Below are 20522 nucleotides of genomic sequence, written 5' to 3'. Positions count from 1 at the left end.
GGAGGAAAGCAGCGCAGGCCCGACACCTGCAACGATGGGTGCGCCGTCAGGGACTCGAACCCCGAACCCAGTGATTAAGAGTCACTTGCTCTGCCCATTGAGCTAACGGCGCGTGATCAGAACCCTAGCAAAGCTTCGGGACCGATCCGGCAGCGGGTGGCCCCTCTGCCGTCCGGGTGAGTGACGGGACTTGAACCCGCGACACCTGGGATCACAACCCAGTGCTCTGCCAACTGAGCTACACCCACCATGGCAGGCCCTCCGGGTCTCCCCGGCGAGCCTCGACAAGCCTACAAGCCGGGCACGAGCCGCTCGCGACCGGCCCGGCGCCGGATCAGCCCTCCGGCGGCGGTGCCTGGCCCCCGGCCGGGCCCGCCTGCTCCGACGACGCCGCGACGACGCCGGCGCGGTCCTCGGCCACCACCGACGAGGCCGCGGTCTGGGCCTCCTCGGTGCTCGGGCCCGGCAGGGGCACGAAGGCCGTGCGCCGGTAGTACTCGAGCTCGCGGATCGACTCGCGGACGTCGGCGAGCGCGCGGTGCGCGAGGCCCTTCTCGGGCTGCGCGTAGTAGATGCGCGGGTACCAGCGCCGGCACAGCTCCTTGATCGAGCTGACGTCGACCATGCGGTAGTGCAGGTAGCCGTCGAGCTCGGGCATGTCGCGGGCGAGGAAGCCGCGGTCGGTGGCGATCGAGTTGCCGCACAGCGGCGCCGAGCGGCCCTCGGGGACGTGCTCGCGGATGTAGTCGAGCACGAGCTTCTCGGCCTCGGCCATCGTCACCGTCGACTGCCGCACCTCGTCGGTGAGCCCGGACTTCGCGTGCATGTCGCGCACGACGTCGGGCATCGCGTCGAGCGCGGCGTCCGGCGCGTGGATGACGACGTCGACGCCCTCGCCGAAGGGCACGAGGTCGGCGTCGGTCACCAGGGCGGCGATCTCGATCAGCGCGTCGTTCTTCAGATCGAGGCCGGTCATCTCGCAGTCGATCCACACCAGACGGGCACTCACACGACCGACCCTAACGGCGCACGAAGCGCCCGGCTGCCCGACCGTCGATCACGAACGGCGCCAGCAGCCCGGGCGTGACGTCGTCGACGAGCTCCAGCGCCCGGCCGGCGCCGACGTCGAGCACCTCGTAGCGCCCGCGCCCGGCCGCGGTGACCGCGTGCAGCGTGACCAGCCCGGCGCGGCGCTGGGTGAACGACTGCGTGAGCCGCCAGCCGATCACCCCGCCGCGGCGCAGCACGACCGTACGGCGCACCCAGGAGCCCTGGCGCGTGACGAGGTGCTGGCCGGTCAGCGCGTGCCCGAGCGAGCGCACGCGGTCCAGCGCGAACAGCAACGCCACGACGAGCAGGACCGGCACGACGATCCCGTCGGCCGGTGCCTGGGGCAGGGCGAGCAGCACGACGGCGACGACGAGCGCGGGGCCGACGCCGCGCGTCAGCCGCCGGACCACCGCCGCGCGCGGGTGGCGCTCCAGGGGCGTTCGCGTCGCCTGCTGCGCGCCGACGCCCAGCACCCCGGCCGCCACGCGGTGCGCCTCGCGGCGGGGCATCGCGGGGCCGACGCCGCCGACGTGCTCGCCCGACCCGTCGGCGCGCAGCCCGGTGGTCAGCGCGAGCGGACGCGCACCGCGGCCGAGACGCACGAGCAGGGGCTCGTCGAGCTCGACGCCGCGGAGGCGCCGCCCCTCGAGCGAGAGCGTGCGGCGAGTCAGCAGGCCGCGGCGCAGCACGAGCCCGCCGTCGTCGGCGCGCGTGAGGCGGTAGCCCCACCAGTTCTCGACGAACACGACGGCCGCCCCGAACACCGCGGTGACGACCAGTGCCGCCGCACCGAGCCACACCGGCGCGCGGCCGGCGGTCTGCTCCAGCACGACGGCGCCGGGCCGCACCGAGAACTCGTCGGCCAGCCGGATGAGCCCCACCCACACCGCGCCGACGACGGCGAGCGCCGAGAACGTCAGGGGCGCGAAGCGCACCCAGCCCCAGCGGAGGCGGGCGAGCACCGGGGGCGCGTCCGCGGCCGGGTCGGGCTCGCCGAGGAGCAGGGCGCGCAGCCGCTCGGCCTCGCCGCGGCGCACCGCGTCGAGGGTCAGCTCGGCGTCCTCCCCGCCCTCGCGGCGTCCCGTCCCGACGCGCACCACGGCGAGCCCGAACAGGCGGTGCGCCGGGTTGGCGGTGAGGTCGGCCGTGCGGATGCGGTCGCGGTGCACGCTGCGGTGGTGGCGGCGCAGCAGGCCGTGGCGCAGCTCCACGCGGTCGTCGCCGATCCGGTAGCTGGTGGTGAACCACCGCGACACCCCGAGCACCAGCACCGCGACCGCCAGCAGCATGCCGCCGCCGAGGCGCCAGCGGTCGTCGCTGGACCCGCCCGTGATCGCGATGATGAGCAGGACCGGCACGAGCTTGATCAGGTCGACGGCGGGGTGGACGACGAGCATCCGGCGGTCGAGGCGCTGCCACTCCGGGCCGGCCGGCGCGCTCACGTCGCGTCCCCGCCCGCGTGCTCGGTCGCCCGGGTGAGGCGGTCGGCGAGGGTGCGGGCGTCGTCGGCGTCGAGCCCGTCGATCGACAGCGCCCCGCTCGACGAGGCCGTCGTGACCGTCACCGACGACAGCCCCAGCGCGCGCTGCAGCGGGCCGCGGTCGGTGTCGACGGTCTGCACGCGGGTGATCGGCGCGATCCGCCACTCCAGGCGCAGCCAGCCGGTCAGGGTGTGCACGGCGTCGTCGGTGATCTCCCAGCGGTGCAGGGCGTAGCGCATCCGCGGCACGACCAGCAGGTGCGTGAGCCCGACGAGGACGGTCACCGCGCCCGTGAGCAGCATGAGGTCCGCGTACGCGGGCAGGAAGAGCGCGACGCCGACCTGCGGCACCAGCACCGCGAGCGTGCCCAGCCCGGAGCGCAGGGCCCACCAGTGCCGGGCGCGCGGGCTGACGCGCTGCGCGGGAGCGCGCAGGTGCTGCCCGGGCTCCGTCACGTGTCCATCTTGCGGGTCAGGACGACGAGGTCCCCAGCTCCTTCTTCAGCACCTTGCCGGTGTTGTTGCGGGGCAGCTCGTCGAGGAACTCGACGTCGCGCGGCGCAGCGAAGCGGGCGAGGTGGTTCTTGACGTGGTCGCGCACCCCGTCCGCGTCGACCTTCGCCCCGGACTCGAGCACGAGGTAGGCGGCCAGGCGCTGGCCGTACTCCTCGTCGTCGACGCCGACGACCGCGGCCTCCTTGACCCCGTCCATGTCGGCGAGCAGGCCCTCGACCTCGCCCGCGTGGATGTTCTCCCCACCCGAGACGATCATGTCGTCGGCGCGGCCGGAGATGAACAGCAGGCCGTCGCGGTCGTAGTGCCCGAGGTCGCCGGTGCCGAGCATGTCGTCGACGACCTCGGTCTCGCCGCGGCCGCCGGTGTAGCCGGTGAAGAGCATGTCGTTGCCGACGAAGATGCGCCCGGTCTCGCCGGTCGGGAGCTCGCGGTCGTCGTCGCCGAGGATCTTCACCGTGGTGCCGACCGGCGGGCGGCCCGCGGTGCCGGGCTGGGACCGCAGCTCCTCGGGTTTCGCGATGGACGCCCAGGACACCTCGGTGGAGCCGTAGAGCATGTAGAGCTTGTCGCCGAAGGTCTCGAGGAACTCGGTGACCTTCGCCGGCGGCATCGCCGAGCCGGTGGCGGTGACGGTCACCAGCGCCGAGGTGTCGTAGCGCGCCTTGACCTCGTCGTCGAGCTCGAGCATGCGCTGGAGCATCACCGGCACCGCGAACATCGCGGTGCACCGGTGCTGCGCGAGCTGGGCCAGCGCGTCCTCGGGGTCGAACTTGCGGCGCAGGATCAGCGTCGAGCCCATCAGCGCGCCGATCTGGAACGCCGCGAAGCCCCACGTGTGGAACAGCGGCGCGCAGACCAGCGCCGGCTCCTGCGCGGTCAGCGGGATGCGCGAGAGGATCGCGTTGACCACGCCGATCCCGTTCGGCGACGGGCGCTCGGCGCCCTTCGGGGTGCCGGTGGTGCCCGAGGTCAGCACGATCGTCTTGCCCACCGGCGGCTTGGTCGGCAGCGGCTGCGACCCGTCGGCGCCGATGAGGCCCTCGAGGGTGTCGTCGCCCCAGCAGCCGGTGCCCTCGGTCCAGGCGTGGATGCGCTTGACGTCGTCGGGGACCTGCTCGAGCCGGTCGGCGAGGTCGGAGTCGACGACGATCGTCGTGATGTCCTGCTCCTCGGCCACGGCCTTCATCTGCGCGGGGGAGAGGCCGGTGTTGAGCAGGACGACGTCGGCGCCGACCTTGCTGACCGCGAGGATCGTCTCGATCGGCCCGCGGTGGTTGCGGCAGAGCACGGCGACACGGCTGCCCGGCCCGACGCGGCGGTCGGCGAGGGCGCGGGCGAGCCGGTCGGTGCGGTCGTGGATCTCGCGGAAGGTGACGGTGCCGCGGTCGTCGACGATGGCGACGCGGTCGGGGTGGCGCCAGCGCCCGACGACGAACGCGGTGGTCGGGGTGAACCCGTAGCGGTAGAGCGCGGTCGGGAACAGCGCCGCGCGATGGGGGGCGACGGGGGCGATGACGCCTGCTCCGGTCAGCAGCCGCAGCCCGGTCGCGAGCTCGGTGGGGGTGCCGAACGGGGTCTTCACCAGTGCACTCCAGGGAGAAGTCGGGCCATGGCCTGGGCGCCGCGCGAGAGCGGGCCCGTGTCGAGGGTGCGGGCGTCGTCGTGCCTGTCGAGGTCACTACCCTCACGCGCCGCCGCCGACTCGGGGAACACGCGGTAGGCGATGTGCATGACACCGTCCTTGATCCGCGGCGTCAGTGCGCCCGCCACCGCGCCGAGGGTGCCCAGCGCCGTGCCGACGTGCTTGGGGCGGTCGACCAGCGCGCGCATGACCTTGTCCGCCGCCTCCTCGGGGGAGTCGGTGGGGAAGGCGTCGTAGATCCGGGTCGGCGCGATCATCGGGGTGCGCACGAGCGGCATGTGCACCGTCGTGAACGTGACGCCCTCGCCGAGCACCTCGGTGGCGACGATCGAGGCCCACGCGTCCAGCGCGGCCTTGCTCGCCACGTACGCCGAGAACCGCGGCGGGCCCGTCTGCACACCGATGGAGGAGATGTCCACGATGTGCCCGAACCGTCGCTCGAGCATGTGCGGCAGCAGCGCGAGCGTCAGCCGGACCGCGCCGAAGTAGTTGATCGCCATCGTGCGCTCGAAGTCGTGGAAGCGCTCCAGCTCGAGGCGCACCCCGCGGCGGATCGAGCGCCCGGCGTTGTTCACGAGCATGTCGATGCCGGTGTCCGGGCCGGCGTGGTCGTTGATCATCGTCTTGACCAGCGCCTGTACCGACTCCCCGTCGGTGATGTCGCACGAGTAGACCCAGGCCTGGCCGCCGTCGCGCTCGATCTCGGCCTTGACCTCCTCGAGCTCCTCGGTGCGCCGCGCCACCAGCAGCGGCACGCCGCCGGAGCGGGCGACCTTGAACGCGGTCTCCCGGCCGATGCCCGACGACGCGCCCGTGATCACGACCCGGCGGCCCTGCAGCGGGCCGCCGGGCCGTGGGCGCCGGTGACGATTGGGGTCGAGGTGCTCGCGCCACCACTCGACGAGGACCGGCGCGTAGTCGCCGAACTCCGGGCTCGCGATGCCCGACCCGGCGAGCGCCGCGGCCGTCTTCTCGGCGGTGAAGTGCGTCGGGAAGGTCAGGTGGGGGAGCACCTCGGGCGGGATGTCGAGCTCGGCGAGGACGATGTCGCGGGCGGCGGCGAGGGCGGGGACGGTCGACGCGGCGCCGGCGGCCCGCTGGAGGAGGTTCCCGACCGCGTCCGGGATCGTGGCCTGCACCTTCGGGGCGCCGAGCGGGCCGGCGAGGGCGTTGTAGACCTCGGAGACCGGCTGCGGGCGCGGGTGCACCAGGTGGAACGCGCGCCCGTCGAGACCGGGCTGGTGCGCGAGGTGGACCATCGCGTCGGCGACGAAGTCGACCGGGACGACGTTGGTGGCGCCGAGCTCGGGGATGGCGAACCGCAGGGCGGCCGGCAGGCGCCCGAGCAGGGAGATCGCGGTGAGCAGGTAGTACGGCCCGTCGATCTTGTCCATCTCGCCGGTCTGCGAGTCGCCGACGACGACCGCGGGGCGGTAGACGCGCCAGGGGGTGGTCGACTCCTCACGGACGATGCGCTCGGCCTCGTACTTGGTGCGGTGGTACGGGTTGCCGAAGCGCTGTCCGACGTCGAGGTCGTCCTCGGTGAACGTGCCCTCGTACTCGCCGGCGACGGCGACCGAGGAGACGTGGTGGACGCAGCCGGCGTCGATCCTCGCGGCCAGCTCGACGACGCCGCGCGTACCGTCGACGTTCGCCGCGTGGTTGGTGTCGTCGTCGGCGGTGATGTCGTAGATCGCGCCGAGGTGCAGGACGTGGTCGACGCGCCCACCGAGCCCGTCGATCTCCGCGTCGTGCAGGCCCAGCCGCGGCGCGGTCAGGTCGCCGACGACCGGCACGATCTTGTCGTGGCCCTCGACGTCGGCGAACCGGCGCAGCAGTCGGTCGCGTGAGCCCTCCCGGACCAACGCGTACACCGCTTCGCAGTCGTCACGTGCGAGCAGACGGGCGAGGACCATCCGCCCGAGAAACCCGGTACCGCCGGTCACCAGATACCGCATGGCGGAGGATCGTGGCACAGGCCACCGACGACCGCCACGCATCGGGTTACCGGCGGGTCACCTCTCGGGGTCCGTCATCTCCTCGACGTGCTCCTCGACGTCGTCCCCGGCCGCCTTGATCTTGTCGGTGGTCTTCTGCTCACGTGGCTTGTCCGGGTCGAGACCCTCGACGAGCGCCTCCTCGTCGTTCTGCTCGGCGACGTAGCGCTGCTCGATGTTCGCCGCCTCGTTGCGCTGCTCGCTCATGGTCCAGAACGGTAGGGGAGTACGAGCAATGCGGCATTGCTGGCGTCTGACGCCAGGATCGCCACATCCTCAGGTGAGCGACACGCCGGCGCGCATCCCGGCGACCGGGGTCGGGTAGGGAGGTCGACGTGGCCGACGACGTGTGGGACCTCCCGCCCGAGCAGCAGCGCGCGCTGCGCCGGGCGGACGGGTCGGGGTTCCGGGCGCCGATGCTGGCCACGCTGTCGAAGGAGCACCCGCCCGGCGCAGGGTGGGTGTTCGAGCGCAAGCTCGACGGCGTGCGGGTCATCGCCACCCGCGACAAAGCTGGGACGCCGCAGCTGTGGTCGCGCAACCAGAAGTCGATGGACGGCAGCTACCCCGAGATCGTGGAGGCCCTCGCGGAGCAGGGCCCGGACCGGTTCGTCCTCGACGGCGAGATCACCGCGACCGACGGGACGTTCTCGAGCCTCCAGGCACGTATGCACCTCCAGGATCCGAATCGCGCCCGGCGCACGGGCGTCGAGGTCGAGGCGCACCTGTTCGACCTGCTCGTGCTCGACGACATCGACGTGACCCGGCTGCCGCAGTCGACACGGCACCGGATCCTCGACGCCGTCGTGACGTTCCGGAAGCCGCTGTACCGCAGCCCGGCGCTGGAGGGGGACCCGAGCGAGCTCCTCGCCGAGGCCTGCGGCGACGGCTGGGAAGGGCTGATCGCCAAGCGCAGCGACGCCCCCTATGTCCTCGGCGGGCGCAGCCGCGACTGGCTCAAGCTCAAGTGCGTCCGCGACCAGGAGTTCGTCATCGGCGGCTGGACCGACCCGAGCGGGTCGCGGCGCGGGCTCGGGGCGCTGCTGGTGGGGTACTACGACGGGTCTCGGCAGCTGCGCTACGCCGGCAAGGTCGGCACCGGCTACGACGCGGCGACGCTCGCGATGCTGCGGGACCGCCTCGACGACCTCGCGGCCGACGAGGCCCCGTTCGTCGACGCCGTCCGCGAGAAGGGGCAGCACTGGGTGCTCCCGGAGCTGGTGTGCGCGGTGGGGTTCAGCGAGTGGACCGGTGACGGCCGGCTGCGCCACCCCCGCTACCAGGGGCTGCGCATCGACAAGGACCCGGCCGACGTCGTGCGGGAGCAGTGAACGACTCCCTGGGTCGCTGGTCGGCGGCGCACGGCGGGATCGAGCCGCGGGGGCTGGTGCTCGGCTGGCTGCGTCTGGTGGGCGTGGCGGCGCGGCCGTTCGCCCGCCGCGGCGTGCCGCCGACGGCGCTGACCGTCGCGTCGCTGGTGTGCGGCGTCGCGGTGCCGGTGGCGGCGCTGTTCGGACGCTGGTGGTTCCTGCTCGGCGCCGTGCTCGCGGTGGTGTGCGCGCTGCTCGACGGGCTCGACGGCGCCGTCGCCCGGCTCACAGACACGGCGACGGCGTGGGGCCGCGTGCTCGACCCGCTGGTGGACCGGGTCGGTGACGTGGCGTTCCTCGTGGCCCTGGTCCTGGCCGGGGCGCCGGGCTGGCTGGCGGTGGTCGTCGGCGTCCTCACGCTCCTCCAGGAGTCGGTGCGCGCGTCGGCACGCCTGCCCGACGTCGGCGTGGTCAGCGTCTGGGAGCGGCCGTCGCGGGTCATCGCGACGTCGCTGGGCCTGCTCGGCGCCGCGGTGAGCCCGACGGTGCCGGGGGCGGCGATCGCGATGGTGCTCGCCGCGGTCCTCGCGGTCGTCGGCTTCGTCCAGGTCCTGGTGACGGTGTACCGCCGCCTCATGTGAGCAGTTGGCGCCCTCATCGGGGCGCCAACTGCTGACAGAGGACGAGGCGCGCGGTGATCTCCGCGGACAGGGTGACGAGGGGGAGGCCGCCGCCGGGGTGGGCGGAGCCGCCGACGAGGTAGAGGCCGTCGACGGGGGAGCGGTTGGCGGGGCGCAGGAACGCCGCGAGCGCGCCGTCGGACGACGTCCCGTAGATCGCGCCGCCGGGGGAGAGGGTCTCGCGTTCGAGGTCGGCGGGGGTGCGGACCGTGCAGCTGCGGATCCGGTGGCGCACGTCGAGCCCGCGCCGTGCCATCACCGCGAGGATCCGGTCGGCGTAGCGCTGCGCGAGTCCCGGCGCGTCCCAGTCGACACCGCGGCCGGGCGCGTGGCGTGGCGCGGTGACCAGCACGAACCACGCCTCGGCGTCGTCGTCGGGGCGCAGCGCGGGGTCGTCGGGCGCGTGGACGTAGACCGCGGGCGCCGCCGCCGGGGACGCGCCCCGGTACGCGTCGAACTCCGCGTCGTACGTCGCCCGCGTCGGGGGGAACAGCACCCGGTGGTGCGGGGTGGACGGGTCGCGCCCGGCGAGCCCGAGCAGCAGCACGAACCCCGAGGACGACGGCGTCGTCCGGGCCAAGCGGCGGGCCGACGCGCGGTGCGGCAGCAGCCCGCCGGGGCCGTACACGGTGGCCGCGTCGGCGTTGGCGACGACGACGTCGGCGCCCACCCGCTCCCCGGAGGCGAGGCGCACCCCGGACGCCCGTCCGTCGTCGGTCTCGATCCCGACGACGCGCTCGCCGGTCCGCAGGGCCACCCCGAGAGCCCGGCAGCGTGCGGCGACGGCGTCCGCGAGCCGCCGCAGGCCCCCGTGGACATACCAGGACCCGAACTGTTGCTCGACGTACGGCACGACCGCGAGCGCAGCCGGCGCCCGGCGCGGGTCGGACCCCGAGTACGTCGCGTACCGGTCGAGCAGCATCCCGAGGCGCTCGTCGCGCAGGTGCCGCGCGCCGACGCCGCGCAGGCTGCGCCACGGGGCGACGGTCACGAGGTCACGCACCCGCAACGCCAGCCGGGCGAGGGCCGCGGGGGTGACCGGACGCTCGAGGAACGGCTCGTGCGTCACCTCCCAGAGCCGCTCGGCGTGCCGCAGGAACGAGGCCCACTGCGCGCCGGCCCCGTCGCCGAGCGCGGCGTCCAGGGCCGGCCCGATCGCGTCGCGACGCCCGGGCAGATCGAGCTCGACGCCGTCGCCGAAGCGGTAGCGGGCCGCGACGTCGAGGGGCTGCAGGTCGAGGACGTCGCGCAGCGGTGCCCCGGTGTCGGCGAACAGGCTCTCGAACACCGCGGGCATCGTGACCAGCGACGGCCCGGTGTCGAAGCGGAACCCGTCGACCTCGACCGTGCCGAGCTTGCCGCCGACCCACGAGGACGCCTCGAGCACGGTCACGTGGTGCCCGCCCGCGGCGAGACGGGCCGCCACGGCCAGCCCGCCGAGGCCGGCGCCGACGACGACGGTGCTGGTCACGCGGCCGCCGCGACGGGTTCGACGCGCCGGCCCCGCCACCGCAGCGTGCCGGCGCGGCGGCGCCGGAAGGAGTCGACGGTGAGGGCGCCGACCGCGAGCACCGACACCGGGTGCGCGAGGGCGTCAGCGACCGGGGAGCCGGTGCGCCGCGCGGCCAGCGCCCGGCTCGCGACGCCCGCGAGGTAGCCGACCAGCCCGACCCGCGAGCCGGCCAGGGCCGCGAGCGCGGGCACGACGTGGGTCACCAGGAGCAGGCCGAGCACCACCGCCGCGTTCCCCGGCGACCCGAAGGCCGCCCACAGCGACTTGGCGTACCCCTCGCGCACCTCCGCCGCGCCCAGGTACATCCGGCACGACGCGACCACCGTGCCGTCGGCGATCACCCCGTGGCCACCGGCACGCTTGATCGCCCGCAGCAGGGCGATGTCGTCGAGCACGTCGCCGGGCGGGTGGCCGCCGGCGGACCGGTAGGCGCGGGCGTCGACGGCGAGCAGCTGGCCGTTGGCTGCCGTCAGGGACGGCCGCGCCGAGCGTTCGGCGACCCCGAGCGGCAGCGTCGAGAGCCACGACCACGCCAGCAGCGGCTGCACCAGGCGCTCCGCGACGCCCTCGGCGTGCTGGCGCGGGTGCGGGGAGACGAGGTCGAGCCCGCTGCGGCGCAGCAGGTCCACGGTGGCGGCGAGCCCGTGCGGGGCGACGACGACGTCGGCGTCGACGAACACGAGCACGTCGGCGTCGGTGGCGAGGGCGAGCTGGTGGCAGGCCCAGGGCTTCGCCAGCCAGCCGGGTGGTGGGGGGACGCCGTCGAGCACGCGGACGCCGAGCTCGCGGGCCCGGGCGGCCGTGGCGTCGCGGGACCCGTCGTCGAGTACGACGATCTCGGCCGGCACCGTCCACCGGTCCACGGCGGCGCGCAGCGCCCGCACGCAGGCGCCGATGTGGTCCTCCTCGTCGCGGGCGGGCACGAGCACCGCCACCCGCTCGCGGGGCGGCGCCGTGTGCGGGTCGGGGACGCGCAGCCGCCGCAGGTTGTCGACGGTGAGGCCGAGCGACGCGCAGGCGAGCGCGGTGCCGACGGCGACCGCGGCCCTCACGTGCGGTGGCGCAGGACGCGCGGGCGCAGGTCCGGTCCGTGGCGGCGCAGGAGCACGATCAGGGGGACGCCCACGAGGCCCATGAGCACGCCGCCGACCAGCGCCACCGAGGGCCGCCCGAAGAACACGGCCGCGGCCATCGTCGAGGACAGGAAGGTCCACAGCCACATCACGAGCGGCAGCCCGTCGTCGACGAGGGGGCGCTCGGGCAGGAGCCGGTCCAGCACGGCGATCATCACGACGGCGACGAGCAGCCAGCCGGCGAAGTTCGACACCGGGATCCCCGGCACCCCGGGCAGGGCGGGGGTGGGGTCGAGCCACGTCCAGTGCCCCGCCTCGACCATCTGCGGGTCCAGGAAGACGTCCCACGTCGCGAGCGCCCAGGCGCCGAGGACGGTCGCGGTCAGGTGCCCCCAGCGCAGCGGGAGCGCCCGTCCGAGGCGACGCCCGACGAGCAGTGCCGGGTACGCCATCATCGTCCACGCCGCGGGCACCACCAGTGGCACGCCGAGCACCGCGGCGCCGAGCGAGCCGGAGTAGCGGTACTCGCCGAACGGCAGGCCGGTCGCGAGCCCGACGGCCTCGACGAGCAGCCCGCCGCCCCCGGCGACGGCGACGAGACCGGCCGCGGCCGCCGGCCCGCGCGTGAGCAGCGCGTGCCCCACCGACGCCAGCGCGAACAGCACGACCGCCGCGATCGTCATCGCCGGCGTCCCGCCCCCGGTCAGCGGGAAGGCGATCTGCACGCCGATCACCCCGGCGCCGAGCAGCCAGGGCACGATCTCCGCGGCCCGCCCCGTGTGGCGCTGGGGCGTGCGTGAGGCCGTGAGCGTCGCCCGGCTCACCGCGCCGCCCCGGCCAGCTCCCAGGCCTGCCGCGTCTCCTGCCGCCCCCGCAGGCGACGGTCCAGGGCGTCGGTCGTCGCCCAGCCCACGAGCAGCAGCACGTGCAGCACGAACAGCCACAGCGCGACGGCGACGGTCGCGCCGACGACGTCCAGCCCGCCGAACGGGATGCCGAGGTCGATGGGCAGGGCGAGGAAGAGCAGGAACCCCTGCAGGAAGCCGGCGAGCACCGCCGACGTCCCGTACGCCCCGACCAGCGTGGCGACCCACCCGGGCCCGCCCGGCGCGACGACGCGGAACCCCCACGCCAGCACCGCGCCGATCGCGAGCCACGAGAGGTGGAAGGCGACGACGACCTGGCCGGCGGTCCCCGCGACGCCGCCGGTCCCGGCGAGGTCGGCGAGCCACGGCCCGGCGGCGAACACGCCGAGCGCGAGGACGGGGACGGCGAGCACCAGCGGCAGCAGGGCCAGCCGGGCGCGCCAGCCGGTGAAGCGGTCGCGGCGCGGGGACAGGCGCAGGCACGCGCGACGCAGACCCTCGCCGTAGAACGTGGCGGGGAAGATCGTGACGAGCGCGCCCCAGGAGCCGAGGTCGAGCCCGGCGCGCACGAGCGCGTCGTACACCGGCCGCGCCCCCATCCCGGGCGGGACGAGCAGGCGCAGGTCGGCGAGGTGGGCGGCGACGGTCTCCGGCGAGCCGATCAGCGCCGCGCCCGACACCGCCAGCAGCAGCCACGGCACGACGCCCAGGCCGGCGAAGTACGTCAGCCCGGCCGCGACGGCGGCGAGGTCCCGGCCCCGCAGGGTCGACGCCACGTCCCGGGCGAGGGCCACGGGCACGCGGGTGAGGGAGGCTCCGGGCACCGGCCGGGCGTACCCCGACCCGAGCGCCCACAACCGGTCCCGGCGGGCGTCACAGCCGGACCTATGTGAGCGGAATTCCCGCCTCTGGCCGGGAATTTCGCTCACATACCACGAAAGTATCGCCGACGGACCGATGAGTCCTGAGATCGTACCGAGTCACCACCGAGGACAGGGCGGGGAAGAGACCCCGCCCGCTCCCGGAGGAGGACGGGTCATGACCCCGCGACAGCGCACCACGGTGCTCCTGCTCGTGTCGGTGACCTCGCTGATGTGTGCGCTGGACACGCTCGTCGTGTCCACCGCGCTGACCACCATCCGCCACGACCTCGGTGCGGGCGTCGAGTCGCTCGAGTGGACGGTGAACGCCTACAACCTCACCCTCGCCGTGCTGCTCGTGCCCGCCGCCGCGCTCGGCGACCGCTTCGGGCGCCGGCGGGTCTTCACCGCGGGGCTCGTGCTGTTCACCGTCGCGTCGGCGGCGTGCGCGCTCGCCCCCGACGTCGGCACGCTCGTCGTCGCGCGGGCCGTCCAGGGCGCCGGGGCCGCGGCGGGCACCGCGCTCGGGATGACGATCGTGGGCGCCGCCTACCCGCCCGAGCACCGCGGCCGCGCGCTCGGCGTGCTCCAGGGCGTCACCGGGCTCGCGGTGCTGGCGGGCCCCGGGCTCGGCGGCGTGGTCACCGACCTCGTGGGCTGGGAGTTCGTGTTCTGGCCGGGCGTGCCGATCGGGCTCGTCGTCGTGCCGCTCGTGCTCGCGGTCGTCCCGGAGTCGCGCGGCGGCGACGCGACGATGGACGCGCCCGGCGTGGTGCTGCTCGCGGGCGCCGCGCTCGGCGTCGTCTGGGCCCTGACCCGCGGCAACGTCGCGGGCTGGATGTCCGCCGAGGTGCTGGCGGCCCTCGCCGCCGCGGTCGTCCTGGCCGGCGCGTTCGTGGTCCGCCAGCGCAGCGCGGACCTGCCCCTGCTGCCCGGGCGCCTCGTGCGCGCGCCCGGCTTCGTCGCCGGCAACCTCGCCACGGTCGGCCTGTTCGTGTCCGTGTTCGGGGGCCTGTTCTTCTTCAGCCAGCTGCTGTCGGTGGGCCTGGGCTTCTCGCCGCTGCAGACCGGTCTCGGGCTCATGGCGTGGACGTCGTCGCTGTTCGTGCTCGGGCCGGTCGGCGGGATGCTCGCCGACCGGATCGGCAACCGCCTGCCGCTGACCGTCGGCCTCGCCCTCACGGCGCTGGGGCTGGCGTGGGTGGCGGTCGCGGCGCCGGCCCTGTCCTACGGCGACCTCGTCCCGGGCTTCGTCGTGGCCAGCATCGGCGGCTCGCTGGCCATGCCGGCCGCCGCCAACGCGGTGCTCGGTGGGCTCGGGCCGGACGACGTCGGGAAGGCCGTCGGCGTCAACAGCACGCTGCGCGAGCTCGGCGGCGTCCTCGGGCTCGCCGTGCTCGTGGCGGTGTTCGCGCCGCGCGGCGGCTACGGGAGCCCCGCGGAGTTCCTCGCCGGGTTCGTGCCCGCGATGGCGGCCTGCGCGGCCATCGTCGCGGCGGGCGCGGTGGCGGGGGCGTGCGTGCCCGGCCGGGTGCGTGAGCCGGAGGTTCAGGGGTGCCGGGCGTAGGCGTCGACGAGGCAGTACAGCCCGTAGGCGGCGAAGCCGACGCCGGCGATGACCAGGACGCAGGTGCCGAGGGTGTGGTCGGCGAGGGCGCGCAGCGCCACGTCGAGACCGCCCACCTCGTCCGGGTCGTCGTCGACGACGGCCTCGAGCGCCAGCACGCCGACCGCACCGAACACCACGGCGCGGGTCAGGTTGCCGATCCCGCCGAGGAAGCGGGCGGCGTGGCGCAGGCGCGGGGTGAGCTTCTCGGGGACGAGGTCGCCGAGGAACGTCGCCGCGATGCCGGTGAACGCCGTGGACACCGCGGTGACGAGGACGACCACCGCCGCGAGGAGCACGAGCAGGCGCCCGCCGGGCAGCGCGAAGGTCTCGTGGGCGACGACCTGGAGCTCGGAGGCGTTCTCGCTGGGCGCGACCGTCACACGCACGGCGAAGTAGGCGACGCCGCCGACGCCGAGGGCCTTGGCGAACGCCCCGATGCGCTTGCGCCACCGCAGGTTCGGCTCGTCGACCCAGCGGAAGCCGACCGCGCAGGCGCGCAGCTGCCACACCGCGAACGTCACCAGGCACACGGTCGCCAGCGCGAGCAGGAACCGTCCGACGAGACCGCCGTGGGCGACGATCGCGACGGCGCCGCGCTGGTCGACCGGCGACCGCTCGCCGGACATCGCGATGGCGACCGCGAGCCAGCCCAGCAGCAGGTGGACGACGCCGTAGGCGCCGAGGCCGACGCGGCCGAGCACCTCCGACCAGTGGCCGGGGGCGTCGTGCTCGTCGCGGTGCCAGTCGGGGTCGGGAGCGCCGGGAAGGCCACGTGTCGCGTCGTCCCTGACCGGGGCGGTCCCCGGCAGCAGCCTCACGGGTCCTGCCTACCCCGTGCCGGAGGTCTCGGCAGCGTGGTGTGACGTGATTTCAGCGCACCGTCAGGGTGATGTGGCCCGGCGTGGTCCGCTCGACCGCCGGCCACCCGGTGTCGTGCGCGCGCTCGGCGGCCTCGGCGCGCCCGCCGCCGCGCAGCCCGAACAGCCGCTTGGCGACCAGCAGGTAGGCGACGACCGCGAGGTTGATCACCAGCGCGATCACCTTCGTCACGGTCGGGCCGTGGCTGATCTCCCAGATCTCGGGGGCGAGCAGGACCGTGGTGGCGACGAACGTCAGGTACTCCGCCCAGCGCCGGGCGTACCAGAGGCCGACGGCCTCGACGGCCTCGAGCACCGCGTAGGCGAGCAGGGCCGCCGCGAGCCAGTACAGGGTGGCGCTCGCGACGTCGAAGGCGCGCTCGACCTCGACGAGCAGCGTCGGCCCGCCGTGCCCGACCGGGCCGCCGAGCGTCGCCTGCAGGATGCCGATGATCTGGCCGACGGTGGGACCCCACGCCTCGCGGTAGGTGGCGAACGCCAGCACCGCGACGCCGAGGAGCCCGAGCCCGACGACGTGCACCGCCCGGTCGAGCGCGATGAGGCGCAGCACGAAGCGGTCGCGCAGCGGGCGGCCGCGCAGCGGCACCTCGATCTCGTCGGGGCCGGGCACGGTGTCGCGGGCGGCGTCGGCGGGCGCCGGCCGCGGTTCCCAGGCGTCGCAGCGCAGGCACCGGTACCAGCGCAGCCCGGCCGGGTTCTCGGCGTCCTCGCGGACCAGCGGCGCGTCCTGGGCACGCACGGTGGCCGCGTCGGTGCCGACGAGCGCGTGCCCGTGCAGCGCACAGCCCAGCAGCTCGTAGCGCAGCTTCACGGAGGGTGATGCTAGGCGGGAACGGCGCGGGCCGGGGAGGGGATCGCGGCGAGCACCTGGTCGGGCGTGACGGCGAGCAGGGCGGGGTCGGGGTCAGCGGCGAAGCGCTCGCCGCGCCGGGCGGTGTCGTCACCGAGGACGACGTGCGGGCCGCCGGGCGGCGGGCCCCACTGCGTCGCGGGCACCGGGCCGAAGAGCGTCACCGACGGCGTGCCGAAGGCCGTGGCGACGTGGCTGACGCCCGTGTCGCCGGCGAGGACGAGCGAGGCGGCGGCGACGAGGTCGAGCAGGCCGGCGAGGTCGGTGCGCCCGCCGAGGTCGGCGTCGGCGGGCAGGCCGGCACGGGCCACGACCTCGGCGGTCAGCCGGCGCTCGTCGGTGCCGCCGGTGACGACGACCGCCCGGCCCCGCCGGTGCAGCGCCGCCGCGCACGCGGCGAAGCGTTCGGGCGGCCAGCGTTTGGACCCGTACGCGGCGCCGGGGTGCACGACGACCGGCCCGCCGGGGACGGCGCGGCGGCCGGGCAGGGCGAGGTCGTCGGCGCCGTCGCGGGCGTCCCCGGGGGAGACGAGCCCGGTCGCGGCGAGCAGGTCGGTCCAGCGCCGGCGCTCGGGCACGGTCGGGTCGTCGACCCACGACGGCCCGTCCCAGCCCGGTGCGGCGTGCCCGATCCGGACCGCCGGCTCCAGGGCCTCCAACCGCGCGTGGCTCTCCGGCCCCTTGCCGTGGAGGTTGACCGCCGTATGTGAGCAGTTGGCGCCCCTAGAGGGCCCGCAACTGCTCACGTGGGAGTCGACGGCCTCGATGCGCGCCACCACCGGGGACAGGGCGGCCGGGGCGACGAGGGTGATCTCGTGATCGGGGAGGGCGCGGCGCAGCAGGCGCAGCGCGGGGACGGCGACGAGCAGGTCACCGAGGCCGAGGTCGCGCAGGACGACGGCTCTCACCGGGCGTCGCCGAGTCCTTCGCGCAGCTGGGCGAGGGTCTTGGCGAGCAGCCGCGAGACGTGCATCTGCGAGATCCCGACCTGCTCGGCGATCTGCGACTGCGTCAGGTTCCCGAAGAAGCGAAGCTTGATGATCGTGCGCTCGCGCTGGGGGAGCTTCTCGAGCAACGGGGCCAGCGACTGCTGGTACTCGACCTGGTCGAGCGCCGCGTCGGCCTCGCCGAGCAGGTCGGACACGGTGCCCGAGTCCGGGTCGTCGACGAGCATCTCGTCGAGCGACCCGCTGCGGTAGGCGTTCGACGCCTCGAGGGCCTCGAGCACCTCCTCCTTCGCGATCCCGAGGTGCTCGGCGAGCTCGGCGGCGTTGGGCGCGCGGCCCAGCGTCTGCGACATCTGCGACATCGCCGAGGACAGCGTGACGTTGAGGTCCTTGAGCCGGCGCGGTACGCGCATCGACCAGGCCTGGTCGCGGAAGTGCCGGCGGACCTCGCCGGTGATCGTCGGCACCGCGTACGACAGGAAGTCGGTGCCGCGGGCCGGGTCGTAGCGGTCGACGGCGTTGATCAGGCCGAGGGTGGCGACCTGCTCGAGGTCCTCCTCCGGCTCGCCACGCCGGGAGAACCGCCGCGCGATGTGCTGGGCGACCGGCAGGTGCCCGCGCACCAGCTCGTCGCGCAGGCGCCGGCGCTCGGCGGTGCCCTTCTCGAGCGCGGCGTGCTCGGCGAGCTTCGGCATCAGGTGGTCGTACTCGCCCCGCGAGCCGCTGCGGCGCCCGGTGCTGCCGGTGGTCTCGCGCGTCGTCTCGCGTGTCGTGGCGGGGGTGCCGTCGCGCTCCGGGGCAGCACCGTCGGCGGTCGGCGTACCGGTCACGCCGGCGGTGTCGGTCATGGCGTCGATCGAGCTCACATCCGTGGGATCGGCGGGTCGCGCCAGGGCGCGCGGGTCGGTGGGGTCGGGCGAGCCGGCCGGTGTCACGGAGCCGGGGCCCCGGGGCGTGCGGGGAAGGAGGCGACGGCGGCGAGCTCCTCGGCGTCGTCGGCGATCCCGGTGTCCCCGCGCGGCACCAGCGCGGGCCGGTCGAGGGTCATCCGCAGCGCGAGCCGGTGCGCGCCGCCGGGCTCGGTGGGGGCCTCGGCGAGGACGCGGACGTCGTCGGCGAGCACCGTCAGCACGCGCCACGCGAACGTGTCGGTGGGCAGCGAGATCGGGCCGAGCGTCGAGACCGACACCGTCATCGTGATGCCGTCCTCGTCGACGCTGAACGTGCCGGTGAGCCGGGTGTCGGGCCGGGCGATGTCGGCGAGGCAGGTGCACGCCTCGTCCACGGCGAGCTTGAGGTCGTCGACCGTGTCGAGGGGGAACTCGGCGCGCGCGGCGAGATCGCCGGCGACGGTGCGCACGGTGACCAGCGCCTCGGGGACCGCCAGCACCCGCACCTCGACGTCACGCAACGCCACCGGTCCCCGGTTCTCGGGTGGCAGGGGGCGGATCACGAGGGCTTCCTCCAGGTCGGTCACGCCCGCTCGGGGCCGAGGACGAACCGGCGAGGCTCCGGTCTCCCGGCGTGTACCCGGGGCCCCTGACCACAAACCGAGCCCGGTCGGCACCACACGGCGGGCTCACGGCGCTGCGGAGCACCGGCACCCGTGGTGAGCTGCGCGTCCGTGAGCGACCGACCGCGTGCGGTGCTGTTCGACCGCGACGGCACCCTCGTCGTGGACGTCCCCTACAACGGCGACCCCGCCGCCGTCCGGCCGGTCGCGGCCGCCGCCCCGGCGCTGGCCCGGGTCCGCGCCGCGGGCGTGCCCGTCGGGGTGGTGAGCAACCAGTCCGGGATCGCGCGCGGGCTGCTCACCACCGAGCAGGTGACGGCGGTCAACGCGCGCCTCGACGAGCTGCTGGGCCCGTTCGCCGTGATCCGGTGGTGCCCGCACGGCGCGTCGGACGGCTGCGCCTGCCGCAAGCCCGCCCCCGGGATGGTGCTGGACGCGGCCGCGACGCTCGGTCTGGCGCCGCGCGACGTCGCCGTCGTCGGGGACATCGCCGCCGACGTCGGGGCCGCCGACGCCGCCGGTGCCCGGGCCGTGCTCGTGCCCACCGCCGCGACGCGCGCCGAGGAGGTCGTCGACGCCGCGGCGCGCGGGATCGTCGCCGACGACCTCCTCGCGGCGGTCGAGCTGCTGGGGTTCGGGCCGTGACCACGGGTCGAGCTCCGCAGGCTCCGTCTCCCGGGACCCGCGTCCTCATCGTGCGCCTCGACAGCGACGGCGACGTCCTCCTGTCCGGCCCCGCCGTGCGCGCCGTGGCCGCCGGCGCCGACGAGGTGGTGGCCGTCGTCGGCCCCCGCGGGCGGCAGGCCGCCGGGCTGCTGCCCGGTGTCGACGACGTCGTCGTCTGGCGGTGCGCGTGGGTGGACGCCGAGCCGCCGCCGGTGACGCGGGAGGACACCGCGGCGCTCGTCGACACGCTCGCCGCGCTGGACGCCGACGAGGCGGTGATCCTGACCTCGTTCCACCAGTCGCCGCTGCCGACCGCCCTGGTGCTGCGCCTCGCCGGCGTCCCGCGGATCACCGCCGCCTCGGTCGACTACCCCGGCAGCCTCCTCGACGTCCGACTGCGCCCCGGCGAGGACCTCCCGGAGGACCTCCCCGAGCCCGAGCGCGCCCTGGCGATCGCGGACCGCGCGGGCTACGCGCTGCCACCGGGCGACGACGGCCGCCTCGCGGTGACCGTCGACGACGCCGCGCGCCGCGAGGCCGCGGAGCTGCTCCCCGGGACCGGCGACTACGTCGTGCTGCACCCGGGCGCGTCGGTGCCGGCCCGGGCATGGTCGCCGCACCGCGCCGCCGAGGGCGTCGCCGCGCTCACCGCGGCCGGGTACCGGGTCGTCGTCACGGGCGCGCCGGGCGAGGCCGCGCTCACCGCCCGGGTCGCCGGCGAGCACGGTGTCGATCTCGGCGGGTGCACCGGGTTCGGGTCGCTCGCGGCCGTGCTCGCCGGGGCGCGGGCGGTCGTGGTCGGCAACACAGGACCCGCCCACCTGGCCGCCGCCGTGGGTGTGCCGGTCGTCTCGTTGTTCGCCCCGGTCGTTCCCCCGGAACGGTGGGCTCCTTACGGAGTGCGACGAATTCTTCTCGGCGATCAGGGCGCGCCGTGCCGGGGCACACGGGCCCGGACCTGTCCCGTGCCTGGTCACCCGTGCCTCGACTCCGTGCGCGGCGCGGACGTCGTCACCGCGGTCGGCGAGATCCTCCACGGAGAGTAGTAGTTCCGGAGGGAGAGTTTATGGGC

At 75.3% G+C, this 20522-nt stretch carries 20 protein-coding genes and 2 tRNA genes; 5 read left to right on the top strand and 17 right to left on the bottom strand.

The window, feature by feature from the left end:
- Nucleotides 1-39 precede the first annotated feature (39 nt).
- The 8 genes from QSK03_RS28255 to QSK03_RS28220 all read right to left on the bottom strand — a co-directional run bounded on the left by QSK03_RS28255 (nucleotide 40) and on the right by QSK03_RS28220 (nucleotide 6892).
- A tRNA-Lys gene (locus tag QSK03_RS28255) sits at nucleotides 40-112 on the bottom strand.
- 63 nt (nucleotides 113-175) lie between these two features.
- Nucleotides 176-248 (bottom strand) — tRNA-His (locus QSK03_RS28250).
- Between the two features lie 86 nt (nucleotides 249-334).
- On the bottom strand, nucleotides 335-1009 hold the full coding sequence (orn, locus tag QSK03_RS28245) for an oligoribonuclease (protein WP_285658911.1): 675 nt from the start codon (nucleotides 1007-1009) through the stop codon (nucleotides 335-337).
- A 10-nt stretch (nucleotides 1010-1019) separates the two neighbouring features.
- On the bottom strand, nucleotides 1020-2492 hold the full coding sequence (locus tag QSK03_RS28240; RefSeq protein ID WP_285658910.1) for a PH domain-containing protein: 1473 nt from the start codon (nucleotides 2490-2492) through the stop codon (nucleotides 1020-1022).
- Nucleotides 2489-2986 carry a PH domain-containing protein gene (locus tag QSK03_RS28235; protein WP_285658909.1) on the bottom strand — a complete coding sequence of 166 codons (498 nt, stop codon included), beginning with the start codon at nucleotides 2984-2986 and terminating at the stop codon, nucleotides 2489-2491. Before QSK03_RS28235 ends, QSK03_RS28240 begins: the two co-directional genes overlap by 4 nt.
- A gap of 16 nt (nucleotides 2987-3002) precedes the next feature.
- Complete coding sequence (locus tag QSK03_RS28230; protein WP_285658908.1) at nucleotides 3003-4628, bottom strand: AMP-binding protein; 1626 nt, start codon at nucleotides 4626-4628, stop codon at nucleotides 3003-3005.
- Nucleotides 4625-6646, bottom strand: a complete 2022-nt coding sequence (locus QSK03_RS28225) for an SDR family oxidoreductase (RefSeq protein ID WP_285658907.1) — start codon at nucleotides 6644-6646, stop codon at nucleotides 4625-4627. The genes QSK03_RS28230 and QSK03_RS28225 overlap by 4 nt, the downstream gene beginning before the upstream one ends.
- A gap of 57 nt (nucleotides 6647-6703) precedes the next feature.
- On the bottom strand, nucleotides 6704-6892 hold the full coding sequence (locus tag QSK03_RS28220; RefSeq protein ID WP_285658906.1) for a hypothetical protein: 189 nt from the start codon (nucleotides 6890-6892) through the stop codon (nucleotides 6704-6706).
- A 128-nt stretch (nucleotides 6893-7020) separates the two neighbouring features.
- Here QSK03_RS28220 and ligD point away from each other — a divergent pair, with 128 nt between their 5' ends.
- Together ligD and QSK03_RS28210 are read left to right on the top strand one after the other, a co-directional pair.
- Entirely contained in the window at nucleotides 7021-8016 is a 996-nt protein-coding gene (ligD, locus tag QSK03_RS28215) for a non-homologous end-joining DNA ligase (protein WP_352232061.1), read from the top strand.
- Entirely contained in the window at nucleotides 8013-8636 is a 624-nt protein-coding gene (locus QSK03_RS28210) for a CDP-alcohol phosphatidyltransferase family protein (protein ID WP_285658905.1), read from the top strand. The genes ligD and QSK03_RS28210 overlap by 4 nt, the downstream gene beginning before the upstream one ends.
- A gap of 13 nt (nucleotides 8637-8649) precedes the next feature.
- On the opposite strand, the gene QSK03_RS28205 is transcribed toward QSK03_RS28210, so the two are convergent.
- From QSK03_RS28205 to QSK03_RS28190, 4 genes are read right to left on the bottom strand one after another with little or no spacing between them, the layout of a single operon-like run.
- Nucleotides 8650-10146, bottom strand: coding sequence for a phytoene desaturase family protein (locus QSK03_RS28205; protein WP_285658904.1), 1497 nt, complete (start codon nucleotides 10144-10146; stop codon nucleotides 8650-8652).
- On the bottom strand, nucleotides 10143-11240 hold the full coding sequence (locus QSK03_RS28200) for a glycosyltransferase family 2 protein (protein ID WP_285658903.1): 1098 nt from the start codon (nucleotides 11238-11240) through the stop codon (nucleotides 10143-10145). The genes QSK03_RS28205 and QSK03_RS28200 overlap by 4 nt, the downstream gene beginning before the upstream one ends.
- Nucleotides 11237-12085, bottom strand: a complete 849-nt coding sequence (locus QSK03_RS28195; protein ID WP_285658902.1) for a carotenoid biosynthesis protein — start codon at nucleotides 12083-12085, stop codon at nucleotides 11237-11239. Before QSK03_RS28195 ends, QSK03_RS28200 begins: the two co-directional genes overlap by 4 nt.
- Nucleotides 12082-12951 carry a YhjD/YihY/BrkB family envelope integrity protein gene (locus QSK03_RS28190; protein WP_285658901.1) on the bottom strand — a complete coding sequence of 290 codons (870 nt, stop codon included), beginning with the start codon at nucleotides 12949-12951 and terminating at the stop codon, nucleotides 12082-12084. The genes QSK03_RS28195 and QSK03_RS28190 overlap by 4 nt, the downstream gene beginning before the upstream one ends.
- 214 nt (nucleotides 12952-13165) lie before the next feature.
- On the opposite strand from QSK03_RS28190, the gene QSK03_RS28185 reads away from it, so the two are divergent.
- On the top strand, nucleotides 13166-14554 hold the full coding sequence (locus QSK03_RS28185; protein ID WP_285658900.1) for an MFS transporter: 1389 nt from the start codon (nucleotides 13166-13168) through the stop codon (nucleotides 14552-14554).
- On the opposite strand, the gene QSK03_RS28180 is transcribed toward QSK03_RS28185, so the two are convergent.
- The 5 genes from QSK03_RS28180 to QSK03_RS28160 all read right to left on the bottom strand — a co-directional run bounded on the left by QSK03_RS28180 (nucleotide 14536) and on the right by QSK03_RS28160 (nucleotide 18748).
- Nucleotides 14536-15414 carry a DUF1206 domain-containing protein gene (locus QSK03_RS28180; protein WP_285658899.1) on the bottom strand — a complete coding sequence of 293 codons (879 nt, stop codon included), beginning with the start codon at nucleotides 15412-15414 and terminating at the stop codon, nucleotides 14536-14538. The genes QSK03_RS28185 and QSK03_RS28180 overlap by 19 nt on opposite strands.
- A 52-nt stretch (nucleotides 15415-15466) precedes the next feature.
- A complete protein-coding gene (locus tag QSK03_RS28175; protein WP_285658898.1) occupies nucleotides 15467-16285 on the bottom strand; it encodes a DUF2127 domain-containing protein in 819 nt (272 codons plus the stop codon).
- An 11-nt stretch (nucleotides 16286-16296) separates the two neighbouring features.
- Complete coding sequence (locus QSK03_RS28170; RefSeq protein WP_285658897.1) at nucleotides 16297-17232, bottom strand: glycosyltransferase family 9 protein; 936 nt, start codon at nucleotides 17230-17232, stop codon at nucleotides 16297-16299.
- Complete coding sequence (locus QSK03_RS28165) at nucleotides 17229-17966, bottom strand: RNA polymerase sigma factor SigF (protein WP_285658937.1); 738 nt, start codon at nucleotides 17964-17966, stop codon at nucleotides 17229-17231. Before QSK03_RS28165 ends, QSK03_RS28170 begins: the two co-directional genes overlap by 4 nt.
- Nucleotides 17967-18202: 236 nt before the next feature.
- A complete protein-coding gene (locus QSK03_RS28160; protein WP_285658896.1) occupies nucleotides 18203-18748 on the bottom strand; it encodes an ATP-binding protein in 546 nt (181 codons plus the stop codon).
- 147 nt (nucleotides 18749-18895) lie between these two features.
- Here QSK03_RS28160 and QSK03_RS28155 point away from each other — a divergent pair, with 147 nt between their 5' ends.
- A complete protein-coding gene (locus QSK03_RS28155) occupies nucleotides 18896-19429 on the top strand; it encodes an HAD-IIIA family hydrolase (protein WP_352232059.1) in 534 nt (177 codons plus the stop codon).
- A 47-nt stretch (nucleotides 19430-19476) separates the two neighbouring features.
- The gene (locus QSK03_RS28150) at nucleotides 19477-20496 is read left to right on the top strand and encodes a glycosyltransferase family 9 protein (protein ID WP_285658936.1); all 1020 of its coding nucleotides are present in this window, start codon (nucleotides 19477-19479) and stop codon (nucleotides 20494-20496) included.
- Nucleotides 20497-20522: the final 26 nt, after the last annotated feature.

Origin of the sequence: Actinomycetospora sp. NBRC 106375 (assembly GCF_030269665.1) — a bacterium.
In the GTDB taxonomy this organism is placed as follows: domain Bacteria; phylum Actinomycetota; class Actinomycetes; order Mycobacteriales; family Pseudonocardiaceae; genus Actinomycetospora.
This window is presented reverse-complemented; position numbering and strand designations above follow the sequence as displayed.

Excerpts from the sequence above, each read along its gene's own strand:
- QSK03_RS28225 (WP_285658907.1), bottom strand. The coding sequence starts at position 6,646 with ATGCGGTATCTGGTGACCGGCGGTACCGGGTTTCTCGGGCGGATGGTC.
- QSK03_RS28220 (WP_285658906.1), bottom strand. The coding sequence starts at position 6,892 with ATGAGCGAGCAGCGCAACGAGGCGGCGAACATCGAGCAGCGCTACGTC.
- QSK03_RS28185 (WP_285658900.1), top strand. The coding sequence starts at position 13,166 with ATGACCCCGCGACAGCGCACCACGGTGCTCCTGCTCGTGTCGGTGACC.
- QSK03_RS28165 (WP_285658937.1), bottom strand. The coding sequence starts at position 17,966 with ATGCCGAAGCTCGCCGAGCACGCCGCGCTCGAGAAGGGCACCGCCGAG.